An 18,512-nucleotide genomic window follows, 5' to 3' on the forward strand; every position below is an offset into this window, starting at 1 on the left:
ATTTTAAGTTATATTACAAGCAATTTATGGCTCAAATTAGAATTAATAAAGTATTAAGGGAGTTGAATATCTCATTAGATCGTGCAGTGGATTTTTTAGAATCCAAAGGCATTGAAATTGAGAAAAGCCCCAATACAAAAATTTCGCAAGAGGTTTATGATACGCTCGCTGATGAATTCCAAACGGATGCAACTAAGCGTGAAAAAGCCCAGGAAGTTAGCGAAGCTAAACTCAAGGAGAAGGAGGAGCTACGCGAACAGCGCGAACGCGAAATTGAAGAAAAACAAAGTAAGGAAGCTGTAAAAGAATCTGTGGTTAAGGCCAAAGCAGACCTGAGTGGGCCAAAAACGGTTGGTAAGATTGATTTGGATAAACCAAAGAAAGCTGCGCCAAAGGTAGCAGAGGAACCAAAGGAAATTGCTGATAAAAAGGAAACTAAAGAAGAGAAATCCAAAAAACCTAAAAAGGCAGAAGCTAAAAAGAAACCTAAAAAGGTCGAGGAAAAGAAGGAGGAAGAAACTGCAGAGCCAGCGGAGGAAACTTTAAAAACAAAGTACCAAAAACTTTCAGGTCCTACCTCTACAGGAGAAAAAATAGATTTAACGAAATTTGAAAAGCCTAAGAAAAAGAAGGAGGATAAACCTAAAAAAGACACTAGTACAAATAAGCGTAAAAGACGCCGTATTAGTAAAGCAGGGGGTGATTCGGGCAAACCCAATTATGACAATAGACAACAAAGAGGCAGAGGAAGCGCTAGGTCTAAAGGTGTCAAGGAAGAGCCTAGCGAAGAAGATGTACAAAAACAAATTCGTGAAACGTTAGAAAAACTTCAAGGGAAGTCAAGCAAAGGTAAAGGAGCCAAGTATCGTAGAGAAAAAAGGGACCAGCACAGAGAACAGTCAGAAAAGGAACTACAGGCAGAAGCTGCTGAAAGTAAAGTTCTTAAGGTAACTGAGTTTGTAACGGTTAGTGAAGTTGCAACGATGATGGATGTGGGTGTTACAGAGGTTATTTCTGCGTGTATGTCCTTAGGAATGATGGTAACCATGAATCAAAGATTGGATGCAGAGACCTTATCTATCGTGGCCGAAGAATTTGGTTATGAAGTTGAGTTTGTAACTAGTGATTTAGAAGAATCTATTGAAGAGGTTCAGGACGACCCTAAAGATTTAGTGCCTCGTGCACCTATTGTTACAGTGATGGGTCACGTTGACCATGGTAAAACCTCCTTATTGGATTATATAAGAGAAGAGAATGTTATCGCAGGAGAATCCGGTGGAATTACCCAGCATATCGGGGCCTACGGCGTAGAATTGTCCAATGGACAAAAAATAGCGTTTTTAGATACTCCTGGTCACGAGGCTTTTACGGCAATGCGTGCTAGAGGTGCACAAGTTACCGATATTGCCATAATTGTGGTGGCTGCGGACGATGCTATAATGCCTCAAACCAAAGAGGCTATCTCCCATGCTCAAGCAGCAGGAGTACCTATTGTTTTCGCTATAAACAAAATAGATAAGCCAGACGCTAATCCAGAAAAAGTTAAAGAAGGTTTGGCAAATATGAATCTTCTAGTTGAAGATTGGGGCGGGAAAATACAGTCTCATGATATTTCAGCAAAATTTGGTACAGGTGTAAAAGAACTGTTAGAGAAAGTTTTGCTTGAAGCAGAATTATTAGAGTTAAAGGCTAATCCAGATAAACCCGCGAGTGGTACTGTTGTTGAAGCTTATTTGGATAAGGGTAGAGGTTATGTATCAACAATTTTGGTACAAGCAGGAACCCTTAAGGTTGGTGATTATGTGTTGGCCGGTAAGAATAGTGGTAAAGTCAAAGCCATGCACGATGAGCGAGGTAATGAAATCAAGGAAGCAGGTCCATCTACACCGGTATCTATATTAGGTTTAGACGGTGCACCGCAGGCAGGAGATAAATTCAACGTGTTTGAAGATGAACGCGAAGCAAAACAAATTGCTACCAAGCGTACCCAATTGCAACGTGAACAATCTGTTAGAACCCAGCGTCATATCACACTAGATGAAATTGGTAGGCGTATTGCCCTAGGCGATTTCCAGGAATTAAATATTATTCTCAAAGGTGATGTAGATGGTTCGGTTGAAGCCTTAACAGATTCTTTCCAGAAGCTATCAACCGAAGAGATTCAGGTAAATATAATTCATAAAGGTGTTGGTGCCATCACAGAAAGTGATGTGTTATTGGCCTCAGCTTCAGATGCGATTATTGTTGGATTTAATGTAAGGCCTGTAGGTAATGCAAGAGCCATTGCAGATAAGGAAGAAATTGATATAAGAACCTATTCGATTATTTATGATGCCATTAATGATCTTAAGGACGCTATGGAAGGTATGTTGTCTCCTGAAGTAAAAGAAGAGGTCACTGGTACAGCTGAGATTAGAGAAACGTTCAAAATTTCTAAAATTGGAACTATTGCAGGTTGTATGGTTACTAATGGTAAAATTTACCGAAATTCTGGTGTTAGACTAATTCGCGATGGTGTGGTTATCTTTACAGGGGAATTGGCCTCATTGAAACGTTTTAAAGATGACGTGAAAGAAGTGTCCAAAGGATACGACTGCGGTATGCAAGTAAAGAATTACAACGACATTAAGGAGGGTGATATTATCGAGGCATTCCAAGAAGTGGAGGTCAAAAAGAAATTAAAGTAAGTTTAATTTTAAATGATAAAAAAAGAGCGACGGTAAGTCGCTCTTTTTAGTTTTAGGCATTGCTTATTTCAAATCTAACTTTGGCTGAAAGATAATAGCATTCATGTAATTTTTTTTAATCTTTAGTAAGGCTCGGTCAGCCTCGAGACGCGTGGCAAAATTACCAACCCAAACCTTATAATTTGGAGTGTTCCATTCGATGTCAACCGGCCACTCGTCATAAATATCTAGAAAATTACTTTTTTCTTCTTGGGCTTTGTCTGGGTCAACACTTTGATAGACTTGAATTTTGTATATCCTTAAAGTCCGTGTGTCTTTTTTGAACTCTAATAATTTATCAATGTCCCGGTCTTGGTCAATAGTAACAATTCCTTGCTGAGCCAAAATTGAAGGGCTTGAGCTCAAAAGAATAAAGAAAAGGATAATTGAAATAAATTTTGTTGACATCTTAAATTAATTTAATGACAAAGGTAAATTTAATCATTGAAACGCATATTAGGTTCAACATATTACATGATCTTAATAAATTTTAACAATACACGACCTAGCTGTAAAAGGCTTGAAGAGTCATCGTTTTATGGGATTATTTAGTTTATTTAGAATTATTATAAATTAGATATTAACACTTGACCAACATTCCTAAAATCGACTTTATATCTTACTTTTGCATGAGTTTTTTGAAACATGATATATATCATTTTTCGAAAAATCGTACCAAAATTCAGAAGATAATTCAACATAAAATATGAATCACGTTATCTACCGTAATTTAACCTCTAACATTCTTAGTTTCGGTTTTATTTTATTATTTACGTTTTCGCTCTCACTGAATGCTCAAGAGGGGGACCCAGCAAATGGTAAATCTTTATTCAACGCTAATTGCGCCGCCTGTCATAAGTTAAATAAGCCAATGACTGGCCCGGCCTTAGCCAATGTAGAGCAGAGATTATATGATGAAGAAGGACTCGATAGAGAGTGGATTAATAAATGGATTCGTAACAGTTCTTCCCTGATTAAATCTGGCGACCCTTATGCGGTTAAGGTTTATAATGAATGGGATAAGGTTGCAATGAATGCCTTTCCACAATTAAGTGACCAAGACATTTCAGATATTTTAGCCTATACGGCAGCGCCACCACCTGCTCCTGTAGATACGGCAGCAGGGCAACAAGTAGTCGTTCAGGAACCAGGAATATCAAATGAAATTATTTTAGGGGCTCTCGCAGTTTTGTTTGCCTTATTGGCAATGGCGTTAATTATTGTAAAGCGTACCTTAAATCGCTTTGCTGAAGCAAAAGGAATCCCTGTTGTAGAAGAGAGTGAAAAACGAATCCCATTATGGAAAGCTTTTGCACAAAACCAATTTTTGGTTTTAGTAACTTCGGTTTTCTTTTTACTTGCGAGTGCTTACTTTGTTTACGGCTACTTAATGCAAGTAGGTATTGACCAAGGCTACGAGCCAGTGCAGCCAATACATTATTCCCACAGAATACATGCTGGAGAAAATGCTATCGATTGTAAGTATTGTCATTCTTCAGCTAGGGTCAGTAAGCATTCTGGTATACCATCTCTAAACATCTGTATGAACTGTCACAAGGCTATTGGAGAGGTGGCAGAGGTGACACAGCAAGAAGGAATTAATGAGTATGGTGTGGATTACAATGCAGAAATTCAAAAATTATACAAAGCTGTAGGTTGGGATGAATCTACGCAATCCTACACAGGAAACACAAGTCCGGTGAAATGGGTGCGTATTCATAACTTACCTGACTTAGTATATTTCAACCACGCACAACATGTTTCTGTTGCGGGTGTAGAATGTCAGACCTGTCATGGTCCTGTTGAGGAAATGGAAATTATGTATCAGCATGCGCCATTAACAATGGGCTGGTGTATTAATTGTCACAGGGAGACCAATGTTAACGTTCAGGATAACGGTTACTATACGAAAATTCATGAGGAATTATCTAAGAAGTATGGTGTAGACCAATTGACTGCAGCACAGATGGGTGGACTAGAATGTGGTAAGTGCCACTATTAAGTATTAATTAGAAGTAATTCATAGATATATGTCATCAAACAAGAAATACTGGAAAAGTGTTGAAGAACTGAACGAAAACAGTTCTATAGTTGAGACGCTTCAACAGAATGAGTTTGTAGAAGAAATCCCTACCGATGAGTTTTTGGGAGATAAGTCTTCGTTAGAGTCGTCATCAACATCTCGTCGAGATTTCTTAAAATATGTAGGATTTAGCACAGCTGCTGCGTCTTTAGCTGCTTGTGAAGGCCCTGTAATTAAGTCTATTCCTTACGTGGTACAGCCTAAGGAAATTATTCCAGGGGTTGCCAATTATTACGCAACAACTGTTGCCGATGGGTACGATTTTGCAAGTGTTTTGGTTAAGACCCGTGAAGGTCGGCCAATTAAAATTGAAAACAACACAGACGCCACTACCAACGGTATGGCCAATGCAAGAGTAAATGCTTCAATTTTGGGGCTTTATGATAACTTAAGGGTAAAATCCCCTATGAAAGGTGGTTCGGCAATTAGTTGGGATAGCTTTATGTCTGAAACCTCAGCCAAATTAGATGAACTCAAAGCTCAAGGAAAGGAGATTGCTATATTAACACAGACTTATGCCAGTCCTTCAACTAGAAATTTGATTGATGACTTTAAGGAAGTGTTCACCAACGTGCGTCATGTTACCTATGACGCCATTTCAGAATCTACTGCATTAGATGCTTTTCAGACAAAATACGGAAGGAGAGCTCTGGCTAATTATGATTTTTCAAAAGCGATGACCATAGTATCGGTCGGTGCGGATTTTTTAGCGGACTGGCACGGAGGAGGTTTTGAGTCTAGTTACGCCAAGAACCGTATTCCTCAAAATGGTAAGATGTCTCGACATATTCAGTTTGAGTCAAACATGAGTTTAACTGGTGCTAACGCAGACAAGCGTGTGCCTATGACGCCAAGTGAACAAAAATTGGCGCTTGCTAAATTATACAGTTACGTTACAGGAAACTCCGTTGGAGGATCTAATTTACCTGAGTCCTTGGATAAGGCGGTAAGAGCTGCGGCTTCAGAAATTAGTAAGGCTGGCAGTAATGCGGTTGTCGTTACTGGAATTCAAGATATAAACGCTCAAACAGTTGTTTTAGAGATAAATGAATATCTGAAGAGTAAAGCGTTTGATACTAAAACAACTATTAAAACAAGACACGGCAATGATAAGGCTGTGATGCAATTGGTAGAAGACATGAAGTCTGGCAAAATTGCCGCTTTAATAATGTCAGGTGTCAATCCAATGTACACTCTACCAAACTCAAAAGATTTTGCAGACGGTTTAAAGAAGACAGAATTATCCATTTCATTCAGTATGAAGGAAGATGAAACAGCTTTAAATTGCCAGTATATAGCAGCCACACCTCATTACTTAGAGTCTTGGGGGGATGTTGAAATGAAGGACGGTCATTACAGCTTAATGCAGCCAACGATTCGTCCTCTTTTTGATACAAAACAATTTCAGGAGGTGTTAATGGGATGGACCGTAAACACACAACCCACTTATCGCGATTATATAAAGCTTATTTGGACAGAGGATATTCTTGAAGGAAGTTCGTTTAACGAAGCTGTTCAGGCAGGCGTTTTTGTAAAGGCTAATAATGCTATTGATGTATTAGATGAATTGGATGGGGTAGCAACTGGTATTGCCAATGAGGCTGTTACTGGTAATGCTGCTAGAGCCCTAGCAGCTTCAGCTAAAGCTAGTGGAATGGAATTAACCCTCTATCCAAAAATTGGTATGGGTGATGGTCAACAGGCCAACAATCCTTGGCTTCAGGAATTTCCGGACCCAATAACAAGAACCTCATGGGATAATTACATTACGGTTTCTAAGGTCGATGCTGATGCAATGGGCTTAATTAACGAAAATGTGGCAAATGGAGGTTTAAATGGTAGCTATGTCAATGTCACAGTTAATGGTGTAACCGTATCAAATGTGCCTGTTATCATACAACCAGGTCAGGCTAAAGGTACTGTTGGTATGGCATTGGGTTATGGAAGGAGTGCTGGCCTAAAAGCAGAGATGCAGACAGGTTTAAATGCCTACCCATTATATCATAACTTTAATCCGGTTCAAGAAGTTAAAATTGAAAAAGCGTCAGGGATGCATGAGTTTGCATGCGTTCAATTGCACAATACCTTAATGGGCCGAGGTGATATAATTAAGGAAACATCCCTGGAGATATTCAACACAAAAGACAAATCGTATTGGAATGCTATTCCTAAAGTGTCCAAGGATCATATAGAAACGCCGGTAACATCACCCGATGTTGATATCTGGGATTCTTTTGATCGTTCTATTGGGCATCATTTCAATTTATCCATTGATTTAAATGCTTGTACAGGTTGTGGCGCATGTGTTATTGCATGTCACGCCGAAAACAATGTACCTGTAGTGGGTAAAACTGAAATGCGACGCAGTAGGGATATGCACTGGTTACGAATAGATAGATATTATTCTTCAGAAGATTCTTTTGAAGGGGACAACCAGAAGAAGGACAATATTTCCGGTTTAAGTAGTTCGTTAAGTGAATTTGGAGAAATGGAGAGTCCTGCCGACAACCCACAGGTTGCTTTCCAGCCAGTCATGTGTCAGCATTGTAATCACGCTCCTTGTGAAACGGTTTGTCCAGTTGCTGCCACTGTTCATAGCCGTCAAGGTCAAAATCATATGGCTTACAACCGTTGTGTGGGTACACGTTATTGTGCGAATAACTGTCCTTATAAAGTTAGACGTTTCAACTGGTTCCTGTACAATAAGAATGATGAGTTTGATTATTTCATGAATGATGATTTAGGCCGTATGGTATTGAATCCAGACGTGACCGTACGTTCTCGTGGTGTCATGGAAAAGTGCTCATTCTGTATCCAGAAGACACAAAAAACCATTTTAGACGCTAAAAGAGCAGGTCGTCCAGTAGAGGACGGCGAGTTCCAAACCGCTTGTTCAGCAGCTTGTGGAAACGGTGCTATGGTATTTGGAGATATTAACGATAAGGACAGCAAAATCGCTGAACTAAAAGAAGATAATAGAGCGTATCACTTGCTAGAACATGTAGGGACGAAACCAAATGTGGTTTACCAAACAAAGGTGAGAAATACAGCTGAAGCATAAATTAAATTAAAGAATCAATTATATAATTATGGCGTCTCATTACGAAGCACCTATTAGAAGACCTCTAGTAACCGGAGAAAAATCTTATCACGATGTTACTGTCGATGTGGCTAGGCCAGTTGAAGGTAAAGCCAACAGAGCTTGGTGGATTGTTTTCAGTATTTCTTTGGTGGCCTTCCTTTGGGGAATAGGTTGTATTATTTATACCATATCCACAGGTATTGGTGTTTGGGGTTTAAACAAAACCGTCAACTGGGCTTGGGATATCACTAACTTCGTTTGGTGGGTAGGTATTGGTCACGCAGGAACATTAATTTCTGCAGTACTTTTATTATTCCGGCAAAAATGGAGAATGGCAATTAACCGTTCGGCAGAGGCAATGACCATTTTCTCTGTAATTCAGGCAGGTTTGTTTCCTATCATTCATATGGGCCGTCCGTGGTTAGCCTATTGGGTATTACCAATACCAAATCAATTTGGTTCTCTTTGGGTAAACTTCAACTCACCTTTGCTATGGGATGTATTTGCCATTTCAACATATTTATCCGTATCCTTAGTATTTTGGTGGACAGGGTTGTTACCAGACTTTGCTATGATTAGGGATAGAGCCGTTAAGCCTTTTCAAAAGAAGATCTATTCACTAATAAGTTTTGGATGGTCAGGTAGGGCTAAAGATTGGCAACGTTTTGAGGAAGTATCCTTGGTTTTGGCCGGTTTGGCAACACCATTAGTACTCTCTGTACACACCATCGTATCCTTTGATTTCGCCACGTCTGTAATTCCGGGTTGGCACACTACAATTTTCCCACCTTACTTTGTGGCAGGAGCTATTTTTTCAGGATTTGCAATGGTGAATACACTTCTTATCATAATGAGAAAAGTATGTAGCCTTGAGGATTATATTACCGTACAACATATAGAACTAATGAACATTGTAATAATGCTCACAGGTTCTATTGTTGGTGTGGCATACATTACGGAGCTATTTATCGCTTGGTATTCTGGTGTTGAGTACGAACAATACGCATTCTTAAACAGAGCAACAGGACCTTATTGGTGGGCCTATTGGTCAATGATGACTTGTAACGTGTTTTCACCACAATTTATGTGGTTCAAGAGATTGAGAACAAGTATTATGTTCTCCTTCTTTATATCTATTGTCGTAAACATTGGTATGTGGTTTGAGCGCTTTGTAATTATCGTTACCTCGTTACATAGAGATTATTTACCATCGTCTTGGACAATGTTCTCACCAACATTCGTAGATATAGGAATTTTTATTGGTACTATAGGTTTCTTCTTCGTATTGTTTTTATTGTATGCGCGTACATTTCCTGTAATAGCGCAAGCTGAAGTAAAAACCATTTTAAAGTCATCTGGTGAGCGTTATAAAAGGCTTAGGGAAAGTGGTGAAAGTTTAGTAGGAACGGGTGCGGACAAAAGAACGTCTAAACCCATAGAATTTACCTCTACAACTTCTAGAGCTGAGGCATTACCAGGCGATAATGAAGAAAAATTAAATACCTTATTTGAGGGTATTGGCAAGTTTGATGCTGATAAAGAAACGGCAGACGATTTAAAGGTTATTAGTGGTATCGGTCCTAAATTGGAGGAGGTCTTGAACAGCATAGGTATATATACCTACCTTCAAGTTAGTAAGATGACTAAGAAAGAGTATGACTTGTTAGACTCGATTACTGATTCATTCCCTGGAAGAGCGGAGCGTGATGATTGGGCAGGACAGGCAAAAAAATTATTAAATAACTAATGTAGTCTATGGAAGCTTCAAAAGTAATTCATGCTATTTATACAGATGATGATGTATTGATGTCAGCCGTTAAAAAGGTGAAGGCAGAAAAGCATCATATTGAAGAAATTTACACACCTTTTCCTGTCCATGGACTAGATAAGGCAATGGGATTAGCTCCAACGCGTATTGCTATAACATCATTTATGTATGGATGTGTAGGTTTAACAGTTGCAATCGTTATGATGAATTTCATTATGATTGAAGATTGGCCACAAGATATTGGAGGTAAGCCAAGCTTTAGTTACTTGGAAAACATGCCAGCTTTTGTTCCTATAATGTTTGAGCTTACAGTGTTCTTTGCTGCTCACCTAATGGTAATTACATTTTACTTAAGAAGTAGAATGTGGCCTTTTAAAAAAGCAGAGAATCCCGATCCTCGAACTACTGATGACCACTTCCTGATGGAAATTCCGGTTCACGATAATGAGGAATCATTAGCGGCCTTGTTAAAGGATACTGGAGCTGTTGAGATTAAAATTGTTGATAAAGACGAAGATGCACATTAATATGAAGACATTATTTACATACAGTATGGTAATAGTTTTGGCACTAGCTTTATTCTCCTGTCAGAAGAACACTAGCCGGAACTATCAATATATGCCTAATATGTACGAACCAATAAGTTATGAGGCCTATCAGGAGTCCGATGCTTTTGCGAACGGGGTTGAAGCTCAATTACCAGCAGAAGGAACTATTCCTAGAGGCGATTTCATGCCTTACGATTATAAAGACACAAATGAAGGTTATGAAATGGCGAAAGCCAATTTAACCAGCAGTTTAGACTCTACTCAAATTGATTATGATAGAGGAAAGGTTTTATACGAGGTGTACTGTGGTATTTGTCACGGCAATAAAGGTGCTGGCCAAGGTACATTGGTTAAACGCGAGAAAATTTTAGGTGTACCTAGTTATGCTGATGCTGGAAGAGCGATTACAACAGGGAGTATTTATCATGTTATTTATTATGGTAAAAATACCATGGGCTCATACGCCAACCAATTAAACGAGGAAGAGCGTTGGCAGGTTGTTGCTTATGTTGAAAAACTAAAAGCAGAGTTAGAAAAGTAAGATTTAGATAAAGATTATATAAATGGAATATAAAATTTCAAATCGATTAAAAATAGGTGCTATCATTTGTGTGGTTCTTGGACTGTTAGGTGTTGCATACGGCTTCTACGAGTCACATCAATACAAGACAGTAGAGGATGTAAAAGTACTTTTGGCAAATGAGGATGGCCATGGTGGTGAACATGCTGGTGAGGCACACGGTACTGCTGGTCATTCCGAAGAGGCAAGTCATGATACCATGACTCATGCCAATGCTGGTCAGGCAGAGGAAGCTCATGCCGAAGGCCATGAGATGAGCCATGAAGAGCATGTACTTCATCAAATACACAACAGGCCTTATGCTGCCTTATATGTGGCTGCTTTCTTTTTCTTTATGATTGCCTTAGGTGTATTGGCTTTTTACGCCATACAATACGCGGCACAGGCAGGATGGTCACCAGTGTTATTTAGGGTTATGGAAGCCATTACGGCTTATGTTTTGCCTGGTGCTTTAATCGTATTGGCTATAGCGCTGTTCGCAGATAAGCATTTATTTGTTTGGATGGACCCAGAAGTTGTGGCCCACGACAAATTAATACAAGGAAAATCAGGTTTTTTAAATAAAGGGGTATTTATAGGCTTAAGCTTGTTCTTTATTTTTGGATGGAGTGCCTATCGCTATTTAGTCCGTAAGTTTTCATTGGCTCAGGATAGCTCAGACAACAATTCCTATTTTAAGAAAGCATTTAGATGGTCTGCAGGATTTTTAGTATTTTACATTGTAACCGAGTCTATAGTCTCCTGGCTATGGGTAATGAGTGTTGATCCACATTGGTTTAGTACCTTATTTGGATGGTATGTGTTTGCCAGTATGTTTGTAAGTGGTATAACTGTTATAGCTATGATAACCATTTACTTAAAATCTAAAGGTTTATTAGAATTTGTAAATGATAGCCATATTCACGATTTGGCTAAGTTTATGTTTGGTATTAGTATCTTCTGGACGTATTTGTGGTTTTCGCAATTTATGTTAATCTGGTACTCTAATATACCAGAAGAGGTAACTTATTATATTACCAGAATTGAATATTACAAACTTCCATTTTTTGGAATGGTTGTAATGAACTTTGTATTTCCATTATTACTCCTAATGAATAGCGATTATAAACGCATTCCATGGTTTGTAGTAATGGCCGGAATTGTGATTCTTTGTGGTCACTATCTAGATGTGTTTAATATGATTATGCCAGCAACTGTAGTTGATAGATGGTATATAGGTATTCCTGAGATTGGGTCTATCCTATTATTTGGTGGCTTATTTTTATTGATCGTCTTTACGGCCTTAGGAAAAGCGCCGTTATTGGCTAAAGGAAACCCATTGATGAAGGAAAGTAAATATTTCCACTACTAAAAATTTTATAAACGAACTGAAACAATAATGACTGCTTTATTAACATTTATAATTGTACTTTTTGTAGCTGTTGCCATGTGGCAAATGGTGAAGATTTTTGATTTAGCTCAAGTAGGAGCATCAAATAATCAAATAGCCGATGATAAGGATAACAGGGTCAATGGATATTTAATGATGGGCTTTTTGGTATTCATCTATGCCATTACCATCGCAAGCTTTATGTATCTTGGTGATTTACCATTAGTATCCAATTCAGCCTCAGATCATGGGTCAGGTATTGATAATTTAATGATTATCTCTATGGTAGTCATATTTATCGTTCAAATCGTAACGCAATTCTTACTTCATTATTTTGCCTTTAAATACAAAGGAGAAAAGGGTAAAAAAGCATTGTTTTATGCAGATAATAATACGCTAGAGTTTATTTGGACCATAATTCCGGTTATAGTATTGGCAGGTTTAATCATTTACGGATTATTTACTTGGAATGATATTATGGGGATTGATGAAGAGGAAGATCCAATGGTCATTGAATTATACGCACAGCAATTTAACTGGAAAGCCAGATATTCGGGAGAAGATAATGTTCTAGGTAAAGCTAATGTGAGATTAATTGATATCGATAGAGCTAACATTTTAGGTGTAGATGAGAACGACCCAAATGCTCAAGATGATATTATAGTAACAGAGTTACACTTACCAAAAGGAAGGCCGGTTTTATTTAAGATGCGCTCTCAGGATGTATTGCACTCTGCCTACATGCCACACTTTAGAGCTCAGATGAACTGTGTTCCTGGTATGGTAACTCAATTCTCATTTACACCCACGGTCACAACCGAAGAAATGAGACAGAATCCTGATATAGTTGAAAAAGTCAAAAATATTAACGAACTTAGACAAGAAAGAAAAGTAGAAATTGAAGAAGCTGGTCAGGATTTATTATATGAATTCGACTACCTTTTGCTTTGTAATAAGATTTGTGGAAAATCGCATTACAATATGCAAATGAAAATCATTGTCGAAACTCAAGAAGAGTTCGACGCTTGGATGAAAGAGCAAACTAAATTTGCTAATTCATTGATAGAATAAAAAAAAATTGTTTTAAAGAAAAAGATTAAAAGATTATGTCAGCAGTAGCAGAAACACACGGTCACGACGAGCACGATGTACATCATCACAAAGAGACATTTGTAACCAAGTATATCTTTAGTCAAGACCACAAAATGATTGCCAAGCAGTACCTTATTACGGGGGTACTTATTATGGGTATTATTGGGATTTTAATGTCTCTAATGATACGTATGCAGATAGCATGGCCAGAACAACCAAATGTAATATTTGAAACTTTATTAGGAAAATGGGCTCCGGGAGGTGTCATGGATGCCGATATTTATTTGGCATTAGTTACCATTCACGGAACAATAATGGTATTCTTTGTGTTAACGGCAGGACTAAGTGGAACCTTTAGTAATTTATTAATTCCATTACAAATTGGAGCACGGGATATGGCTTCAGGTTTCCTTAATATGGTGTCGTATTGGTTGTTTTTTGTATCATGTGTCATCATGATACTGTCATTCTTTGTTGAAGCAGGACCGGCAGCAGCGGGTTGGACCATTTATCCACCCTTATCGGCATTACCGATGGCGCAAGGTGGATCGGGTATGGGTATGACACTTTGGTTAGTGTCCATGGCTATATTCATTGCATCTTCACTGTTGGGCTCACTAAATTATATTGTGACAGTTATAAACTTACGTACAAAGGGAATGTCAATGACAAGATTGCCTTTAACCATCTGGGCCTTCTTCGTAACAGCTATTATTGGTGTTATCTCGTTCCCAGTATTGTTATCAGCAGCATTGTTATTAATAATGGACCGAAGCTTCGGTACATCGTTCTTCTTGTCGGATATATTTATTCAAGGTGAAGTATTACATTACCAAGGTGGATCTCCAGTATTATTTGAACACTTATTCTGGTTCTTAGGTCATCCTGAGGTCTATATCGTATTACTGCCAGCTTTAGGTATAACTTCTGAAATTATTGCTACCAATTCGCGTAAGCCTATTTTTGGATATCGTGCCATGGTTGCTTCTATATTAGCAATTGCGTTTTTATCCACAATAGTTTGGGGTCACCATATGTTTATTTCAGGAATGAATCCATTCTTAGGGTCTGTATTTACCTTTACAACCCTATTAATTGCAATTCCTTCCGCGGTTAAGGCATTCAACTATATTACGACCTTATGGAAGGGTAATCTGCAAATGAATCCGGCTATGCTATTTTCTATTGGATTAGTCTCTACATTCATCACGGGTGGATTAACAGGGATTATACTTGGTGATAGTGCCTTAGATATTAATGTGCACGATACCTATTTCGTTGTAGCACACTTCCATTTAGTAATGGGTATCTCAGCATTATATGGGGTGTTTGCCGGTATCTATCATTGGTTCCCAAGAATGTTTGGACGTATGATGAATAAAAATCTTGGATACTTACATTTCTGGGTAACTGCAATATGCGCCTATGGGGTATTCTTCCCAATGCATTTTATAGGGATGGCAGGACTTCCAAGACGCTATTATACTAATTCCAACTTCCCATTGTTTGATGATACCACTAATGCACAAGCGGTTATAACCATGTTCGCCTTAGTTGCGGGTATAGTGCAGTTGGTGTTCTTATATAATTTCTTTAGTAGTATTTTCTACGGTAAGAAAGCAGAGCAGAATCCATGGCGTTCCAATACATTGGAATGGACGGCACCTGTTAAGCACATGCATGGAAATTGGCCAGGAGCAATTCCTCATGTTTACAGATGGTCTTATGACTACAGTAAACCAGGTCATGATGAAGACTTTGTGCCCCAAAACGTGCCAATGAAAGAGGGTGAGGAAGAACTCAATCATTAGCATTGATAAATCAGTTAAATTATAAAAAAGCCTTTCTAGTTTAGAGAGGCTTTTTCTTTATATTTGTTTTAAAGCTTTAGTTATTGTCTACTGTTACCTTGAATGTAAGCATAGGGCTGCATTAAGTTCTAAAAAAATAAATTCAAAGCTTTAATCACGAAAAACATATGAACGAAAATCTTGACCCATCCAATGATAATTATAGTTCAGAAGAGCGCGATTTAGAAAAGAAGTTAAGACCCTTAAGCTTTGACGATTTTACAGGGCAAGATCAGGTATTGGAAAACCTACTCATTTTTGTAAAAGCAGCAAACCTTCGTGATGAAGCCTTAGACCACACCTTGTTTCATGGGCCTCCCGGATTGGGTAAAACTACCTTGGCCCATATTTTGGCCAATGAGCTCGACGTTGGCATTAAAGTGACCTCAGGGCCTGTTTTGGACAAGCCAGGCGACTTGGCCGGATTGCTTACCAATTTAGAAGATCGCGATGTGCTGTTTATTGATGAGATTCATCGGTTGAGTCCAATTGTAGAGGAGTATCTGTACTCGGCCATGGAAGACTATAAAATTGATATCATGATAGAGTCTGGACCCAATGCCAGAACGGTCCAAATCAATTTAAATCCCTTTACATTAGTAGGGGCCACAACACGCTCAGGATTGTTAACCGCACCTATGCGAGCCCGTTTTGGTATCAGTAGCCGACTTCAATATTATAAAACGGATTTACTCACAAGCATCGTACAGCGGAGTGCAACCATTTTAAAGGTGCCTATTACTATGGAAGCTGCTATTGAAATTGCAGGTCGAAGCCGAGGAACACCCCGAATTGCAAATGCCTTATTGAGACGGGTTAGGGATTTTGCCCAAATAAAGGGGAACGGAAATATTGATATCAAAATAGCGAAGTTTGCCTTGGAGGCCCTAAACGTAGACGCCCACGGCTTAGATGAAATGGACAATAAAATCCTTTCCACAATTATAGAGAAGTTTAAAGGTGGCCCTGTGGGTATAACAACTTTGGCAACGGCTGTGAGTGAAAGTTCAGAGACTATTGAAGAAGTTTATGAACCCTTTTTAATTCAGCAAGGTTTTATTATGCGTACACCTCGTGGCCGTGAAGTTACGGAACAGGCCTATAAACATTTAGGAAAAATAAAGGGACCAACACAAGGTGGTTTGTTCTAGCAATCAAAATGGAGGAGCGATATATCCCTGAAGTACCTTTAAGCAGTTTTTTAAGGCATGCCTTAGATATTGTAAAAAATCCCCTGCCTTTTCACCATAAGAATTTTATGGAAAAGGGTGATATTTTCAGTTTAAAGTTAGGAGTCAATACTAAGGTTTATTTTTGTAGGGATGCTGCTTTTGCGGAATACGTTCTTCAAAAAAATCACAAGAATTATACTAAATCCAAAATTCAGACCAAAGACTTAGCCAAGTACGTGGGTAAGGGCTTATTGACAGCCGAAGGTGCTCATTGGCGCAGACAGCGAAAGCTTATTCAGCCTGCATTTCATAAAAAGCAGCTTAAAGGTTTGTTAGCATCTATAGAAGTTGCCATTCTTACGGAGTACAAAAAAGTTGTAGCTAACAAAACCATAGATATTTTTCCAATTCTAAATGACTTGGCATTTCAAACCGTTGTCAAATCATTATTCAGTAGTGCAGCAAATCAAAATGATATTGACAGACTGCAATACATCACCGAGGCCGCACAAAAAATGCTAGTGAAAGAACTTCGACAGCCTTATTTGGGGTGGTGGTTCTCCCTTAGTGGTAAAATAGAAAAACATCTTAAATTAACGGCCGAGGCTAGGCAAATTTTAAGCCGGATTGTTAATGAGAGACGTACTTCAGGAAGTAAGCAAAACGACTTACTAGACATGCTTCTAGAAGCCCGCTATGAAGATGGGGGTGCTATGGAAGAAGCACAGCTTATTGATGAAATTCTAATTTTATTTACGGCTGGTCACGAGACCACCTCAAACGCGTTGACCTTTACCTTTCAACTTTTGGCCTTGCATCCAGAATGGCAAGAAAAGATTTGCCAAGAAATTCTAGTGGTGAATACACAATCCGAGGACCTTATGACGCGGGTAATGGCTTCAACGGTCTGCACCCAGGTTATTGAAGAAGCTATGCGTTTGTATCCGCCAGCCTATTTTATAGACCGCTTAAACATTGCGGAAGATAAATTTAATGGGATGACCTTTAAACCAGGGTCTAACTTATTATTGTCTGTGATTGAAATCCATAGGCATCCTGATTTATGGGAGGAACCCAATACCTTTAATCCAAAACGTTTTTCAGAAGGTTCTAGAAAATTTTCATCACAGTACTTTCCTTTTGGTGCCGGACCACGAAAATGTATTGGGAATAATTTTGCTATGTTTGAGATGATTATTGCTGTAAGGGAGCTGGTTTCTAGATACAAGATATATCCTAAATTTGATGACATCGACATAACACCGCTCATTACCCTGAAGCCAAAAAATGCTTTTTTAAAATTTGAAAAACGGTGATTGAAAACAAATCCAAATACAGCCAACTAATAAAAGCAGAAGCCAAACGTTTGGGCTTTTTATCCTGCGGTATAAGCAAGGCTGAATTTCTGGAAGAAGAAGCACCAAGGCTTGAAGCATGGCTCAATAAGAATAGGCATGGCGAAATGCGCTATATGGAAAATCATTTTGATAAGCGATTAGACCCTACATTATTGGTGGAAGGTTCTAAAAGTGTGGTCTCTTTATTATTGAATTACTATCCTTCAGAATTACAAAATGAAAACTCATATAAGATTTCTAAATATGCGTATGGAACGGATTATCATTTTGTAATTAAAGACAAATTAAAATCACTATTACAGGTTATTAAAGACGAAATTGGAGACGTGCATGGAAGAGCCTTTGTGGATTCGGCACCGGTTTTAGATAAAGCCTGGGCGGCAAAGTCTGGTTTGGGCTGGATTGGTAAACACTCTAATTTACTGACCCAGCAAGTCGGTTCTTTCTATTTTATTGCAGAATTGATTATCGATTTGGACTTGGACTATGATACACCTGTTACTGACCACTGTGGTACGTGTACGGCCTGTATAGATGCTTGTCCAACAGAAGCGATTACCGAACCCTATGTCGTAGACGGTAGTAAATGTATTTCGTACTTTACAATAGAACTTAAGGACAATATTCCAACAGAATTTAAAGGCCAATTTGATGATTGGATGTTTGGCTGTGATGTTTGCCAGGATGTATGCCCCTGGAATCGATTTTCAAAACCGCATAACGAACCCTTGTTTAATCCACATCCGGAGTTATTGGAAATGACTAAAAAAGACTGGGAAGAAATTACGGAAGACACATTTAGAAAGGTCTTTAAAAATTCCGCAGTAAAGCGCACCAAGTTTTCAGGTCTAGAGCGAAATATAAGATTTCTTAAATCTTAAAAA

The 18,512-nt window shown here is 38.6% G+C and carries 13 protein-coding genes; 12 read left to right on the top strand and 1 reads right to left on the bottom strand.

Annotated elements, in window-relative coordinates:
* Nucleotides 1-26 precede the first annotated feature (26 nt).
* On the top strand, nucleotides 27-2,687 hold the full coding sequence (gene infB / locus CA834_RS03085; protein WP_094967182.1) for a translation initiation factor IF-2: 2,661 nt from the start codon (nucleotides 27-29) through the stop codon (nucleotides 2,685-2,687).
* A 63-nt stretch (nucleotides 2,688-2,750) separates the two neighbouring features.
* On the opposite strand, the gene CA834_RS03090 is transcribed toward infB, so the two are convergent.
* Entirely contained in the window at nucleotides 2,751-3,134 is a 384-nt protein-coding gene (locus tag CA834_RS03090; RefSeq protein WP_094967183.1) for an SPOR domain-containing protein, read from the bottom strand.
* A gap of 298 nt (nucleotides 3,135-3,432) precedes the next feature.
* On the opposite strand from CA834_RS03090, the gene CA834_RS03095 reads away from it, so the two are divergent.
* From CA834_RS03095 to queG, 11 genes are all read left to right on the top strand, one after another.
* Entirely contained in the window at nucleotides 3,433-4,728 is a 1,296-nt protein-coding gene (locus CA834_RS03095; RefSeq protein ID WP_094967184.1) for a c-type cytochrome, read from the top strand.
* Between the two features lie 28 nt (nucleotides 4,729-4,756).
* Complete coding sequence (locus tag CA834_RS03100) at nucleotides 4,757-7,870, top strand: TAT-variant-translocated molybdopterin oxidoreductase (protein ID WP_094967185.1); 3,114 nt, start codon at nucleotides 4,757-4,759, stop codon at nucleotides 7,868-7,870.
* A 28-nt stretch (nucleotides 7,871-7,898) separates the two neighbouring features.
* Nucleotides 7,899-9,638 carry an NrfD/PsrC family molybdoenzyme membrane anchor subunit gene (gene nrfD / locus CA834_RS03105; RefSeq protein ID WP_094967186.1) on the top strand — a complete coding sequence of 580 codons (1,740 nt, stop codon included), beginning with the start codon at nucleotides 7,899-7,901 and terminating at the stop codon, nucleotides 9,636-9,638.
* Between the two features lie 8 nt (nucleotides 9,639-9,646).
* Nucleotides 9,647-10,186 (top strand): DUF3341 domain-containing protein, encoded by a 540-nt coding sequence (locus CA834_RS03110; RefSeq protein ID WP_094967187.1) that lies wholly within the window; start codon nucleotides 9,647-9,649, stop codon nucleotides 10,184-10,186.
* 1 nt (nucleotide 10,187) lies between these two features.
* On the top strand, nucleotides 10,188-10,748 hold the full coding sequence (locus tag CA834_RS03115; protein ID WP_240507423.1) for a c-type cytochrome: 561 nt from the start codon (nucleotides 10,188-10,190) through the stop codon (nucleotides 10,746-10,748).
* 22 nt (nucleotides 10,749-10,770) lie between these two features.
* Nucleotides 10,771-12,138, top strand: a complete 1,368-nt coding sequence (locus CA834_RS03120) for a quinol:cytochrome C oxidoreductase (RefSeq protein ID WP_094967189.1) — start codon at nucleotides 10,771-10,773, stop codon at nucleotides 12,136-12,138.
* Between the two features lie 27 nt (nucleotides 12,139-12,165).
* Entirely contained in the window at nucleotides 12,166-13,227 is a 1,062-nt protein-coding gene (locus CA834_RS03125; RefSeq protein WP_094967190.1) for a cytochrome c oxidase subunit II, read from the top strand.
* Between the two features lie 35 nt (nucleotides 13,228-13,262).
* Nucleotides 13,263-15,059, top strand: a complete 1,797-nt coding sequence (locus CA834_RS03130; RefSeq protein ID WP_094967191.1) for a cytochrome c oxidase subunit I — start codon at nucleotides 13,263-13,265, stop codon at nucleotides 15,057-15,059.
* 167 nt (nucleotides 15,060-15,226) lie between these two features.
* Nucleotides 15,227-16,249, top strand: coding sequence for a Holliday junction branch migration DNA helicase RuvB (ruvB, locus tag CA834_RS03135; protein ID WP_094967192.1), 1,023 nt, complete (start codon nucleotides 15,227-15,229; stop codon nucleotides 16,247-16,249).
* 8 nt (nucleotides 16,250-16,257) lie between these two features.
* The gene (locus tag CA834_RS03140; RefSeq protein WP_094967193.1) at nucleotides 16,258-17,586 is read left to right on the top strand and encodes a cytochrome P450; all 1,329 of its coding nucleotides are present in this window, start codon (nucleotides 16,258-16,260) and stop codon (nucleotides 17,584-17,586) included.
* Nucleotides 17,583-18,509, top strand: a complete 927-nt coding sequence (queG, locus tag CA834_RS03145) for a tRNA epoxyqueuosine(34) reductase QueG (RefSeq protein ID WP_394346592.1) — start codon at nucleotides 17,583-17,585, stop codon at nucleotides 18,507-18,509. The genes CA834_RS03140 and queG overlap by 4 nt, the downstream gene beginning before the upstream one ends.
* Nucleotides 18,510-18,512: the final 3 nt, after the last annotated feature.

The sequence above is a fragment of the Winogradskyella aurantia genome, from assembly GCF_002266855.1.
GTDB lineage: Bacteria > Bacteroidota > Bacteroidia > Flavobacteriales > Flavobacteriaceae > Winogradskyella > Winogradskyella aurantia.

Excerpts from the sequence above, each read along its gene's own strand:
- infB (WP_094967182.1), top strand. The coding sequence starts at position 27 with ATGGCTCAAATTAGAATTAATAAAGTATTAAGGGAGTTGAATATCTCA.
- CA834_RS03115 (WP_240507423.1), top strand. The coding sequence starts at position 10,188 with ATGAAGACATTATTTACATACAGTATGGTAATAGTTTTGGCACTAGCT.
- nrfD (WP_094967186.1), top strand. The coding sequence starts at position 7,899 with ATGGCGTCTCATTACGAAGCACCTATTAGAAGACCTCTAGTAACCGGA.
- CA834_RS03125 (WP_094967190.1), top strand. The coding sequence starts at position 12,166 with ATGACTGCTTTATTAACATTTATAATTGTACTTTTTGTAGCTGTTGCC.
- CA834_RS03100 (WP_094967185.1), top strand. The coding sequence starts at position 4,757 with ATGTCATCAAACAAGAAATACTGGAAAAGTGTTGAAGAACTGAACGAA.
- CA834_RS03090 (WP_094967183.1), bottom strand. The coding sequence starts at position 3,134 with ATGTCAACAAAATTTATTTCAATTATCCTTTTCTTTATTCTTTTGAGC.
- CA834_RS03130 (WP_094967191.1), top strand. The coding sequence starts at position 13,263 with ATGTCAGCAGTAGCAGAAACACACGGTCACGACGAGCACGATGTACAT.
- ruvB (WP_094967192.1), top strand. The coding sequence starts at position 15,227 with ATGAACGAAAATCTTGACCCATCCAATGATAATTATAGTTCAGAAGAG.
- CA834_RS03095 (WP_094967184.1), top strand. The coding sequence starts at position 3,433 with ATGAATCACGTTATCTACCGTAATTTAACCTCTAACATTCTTAGTTTC.
- CA834_RS03120 (WP_094967189.1), top strand. The coding sequence starts at position 10,771 with ATGGAATATAAAATTTCAAATCGATTAAAAATAGGTGCTATCATTTGT.
- CA834_RS03110 (WP_094967187.1), top strand. The coding sequence starts at position 9,647 with ATGGAAGCTTCAAAAGTAATTCATGCTATTTATACAGATGATGATGTA.
- CA834_RS03140 (WP_094967193.1), top strand. The coding sequence starts at position 16,258 with ATGGAGGAGCGATATATCCCTGAAGTACCTTTAAGCAGTTTTTTAAGG.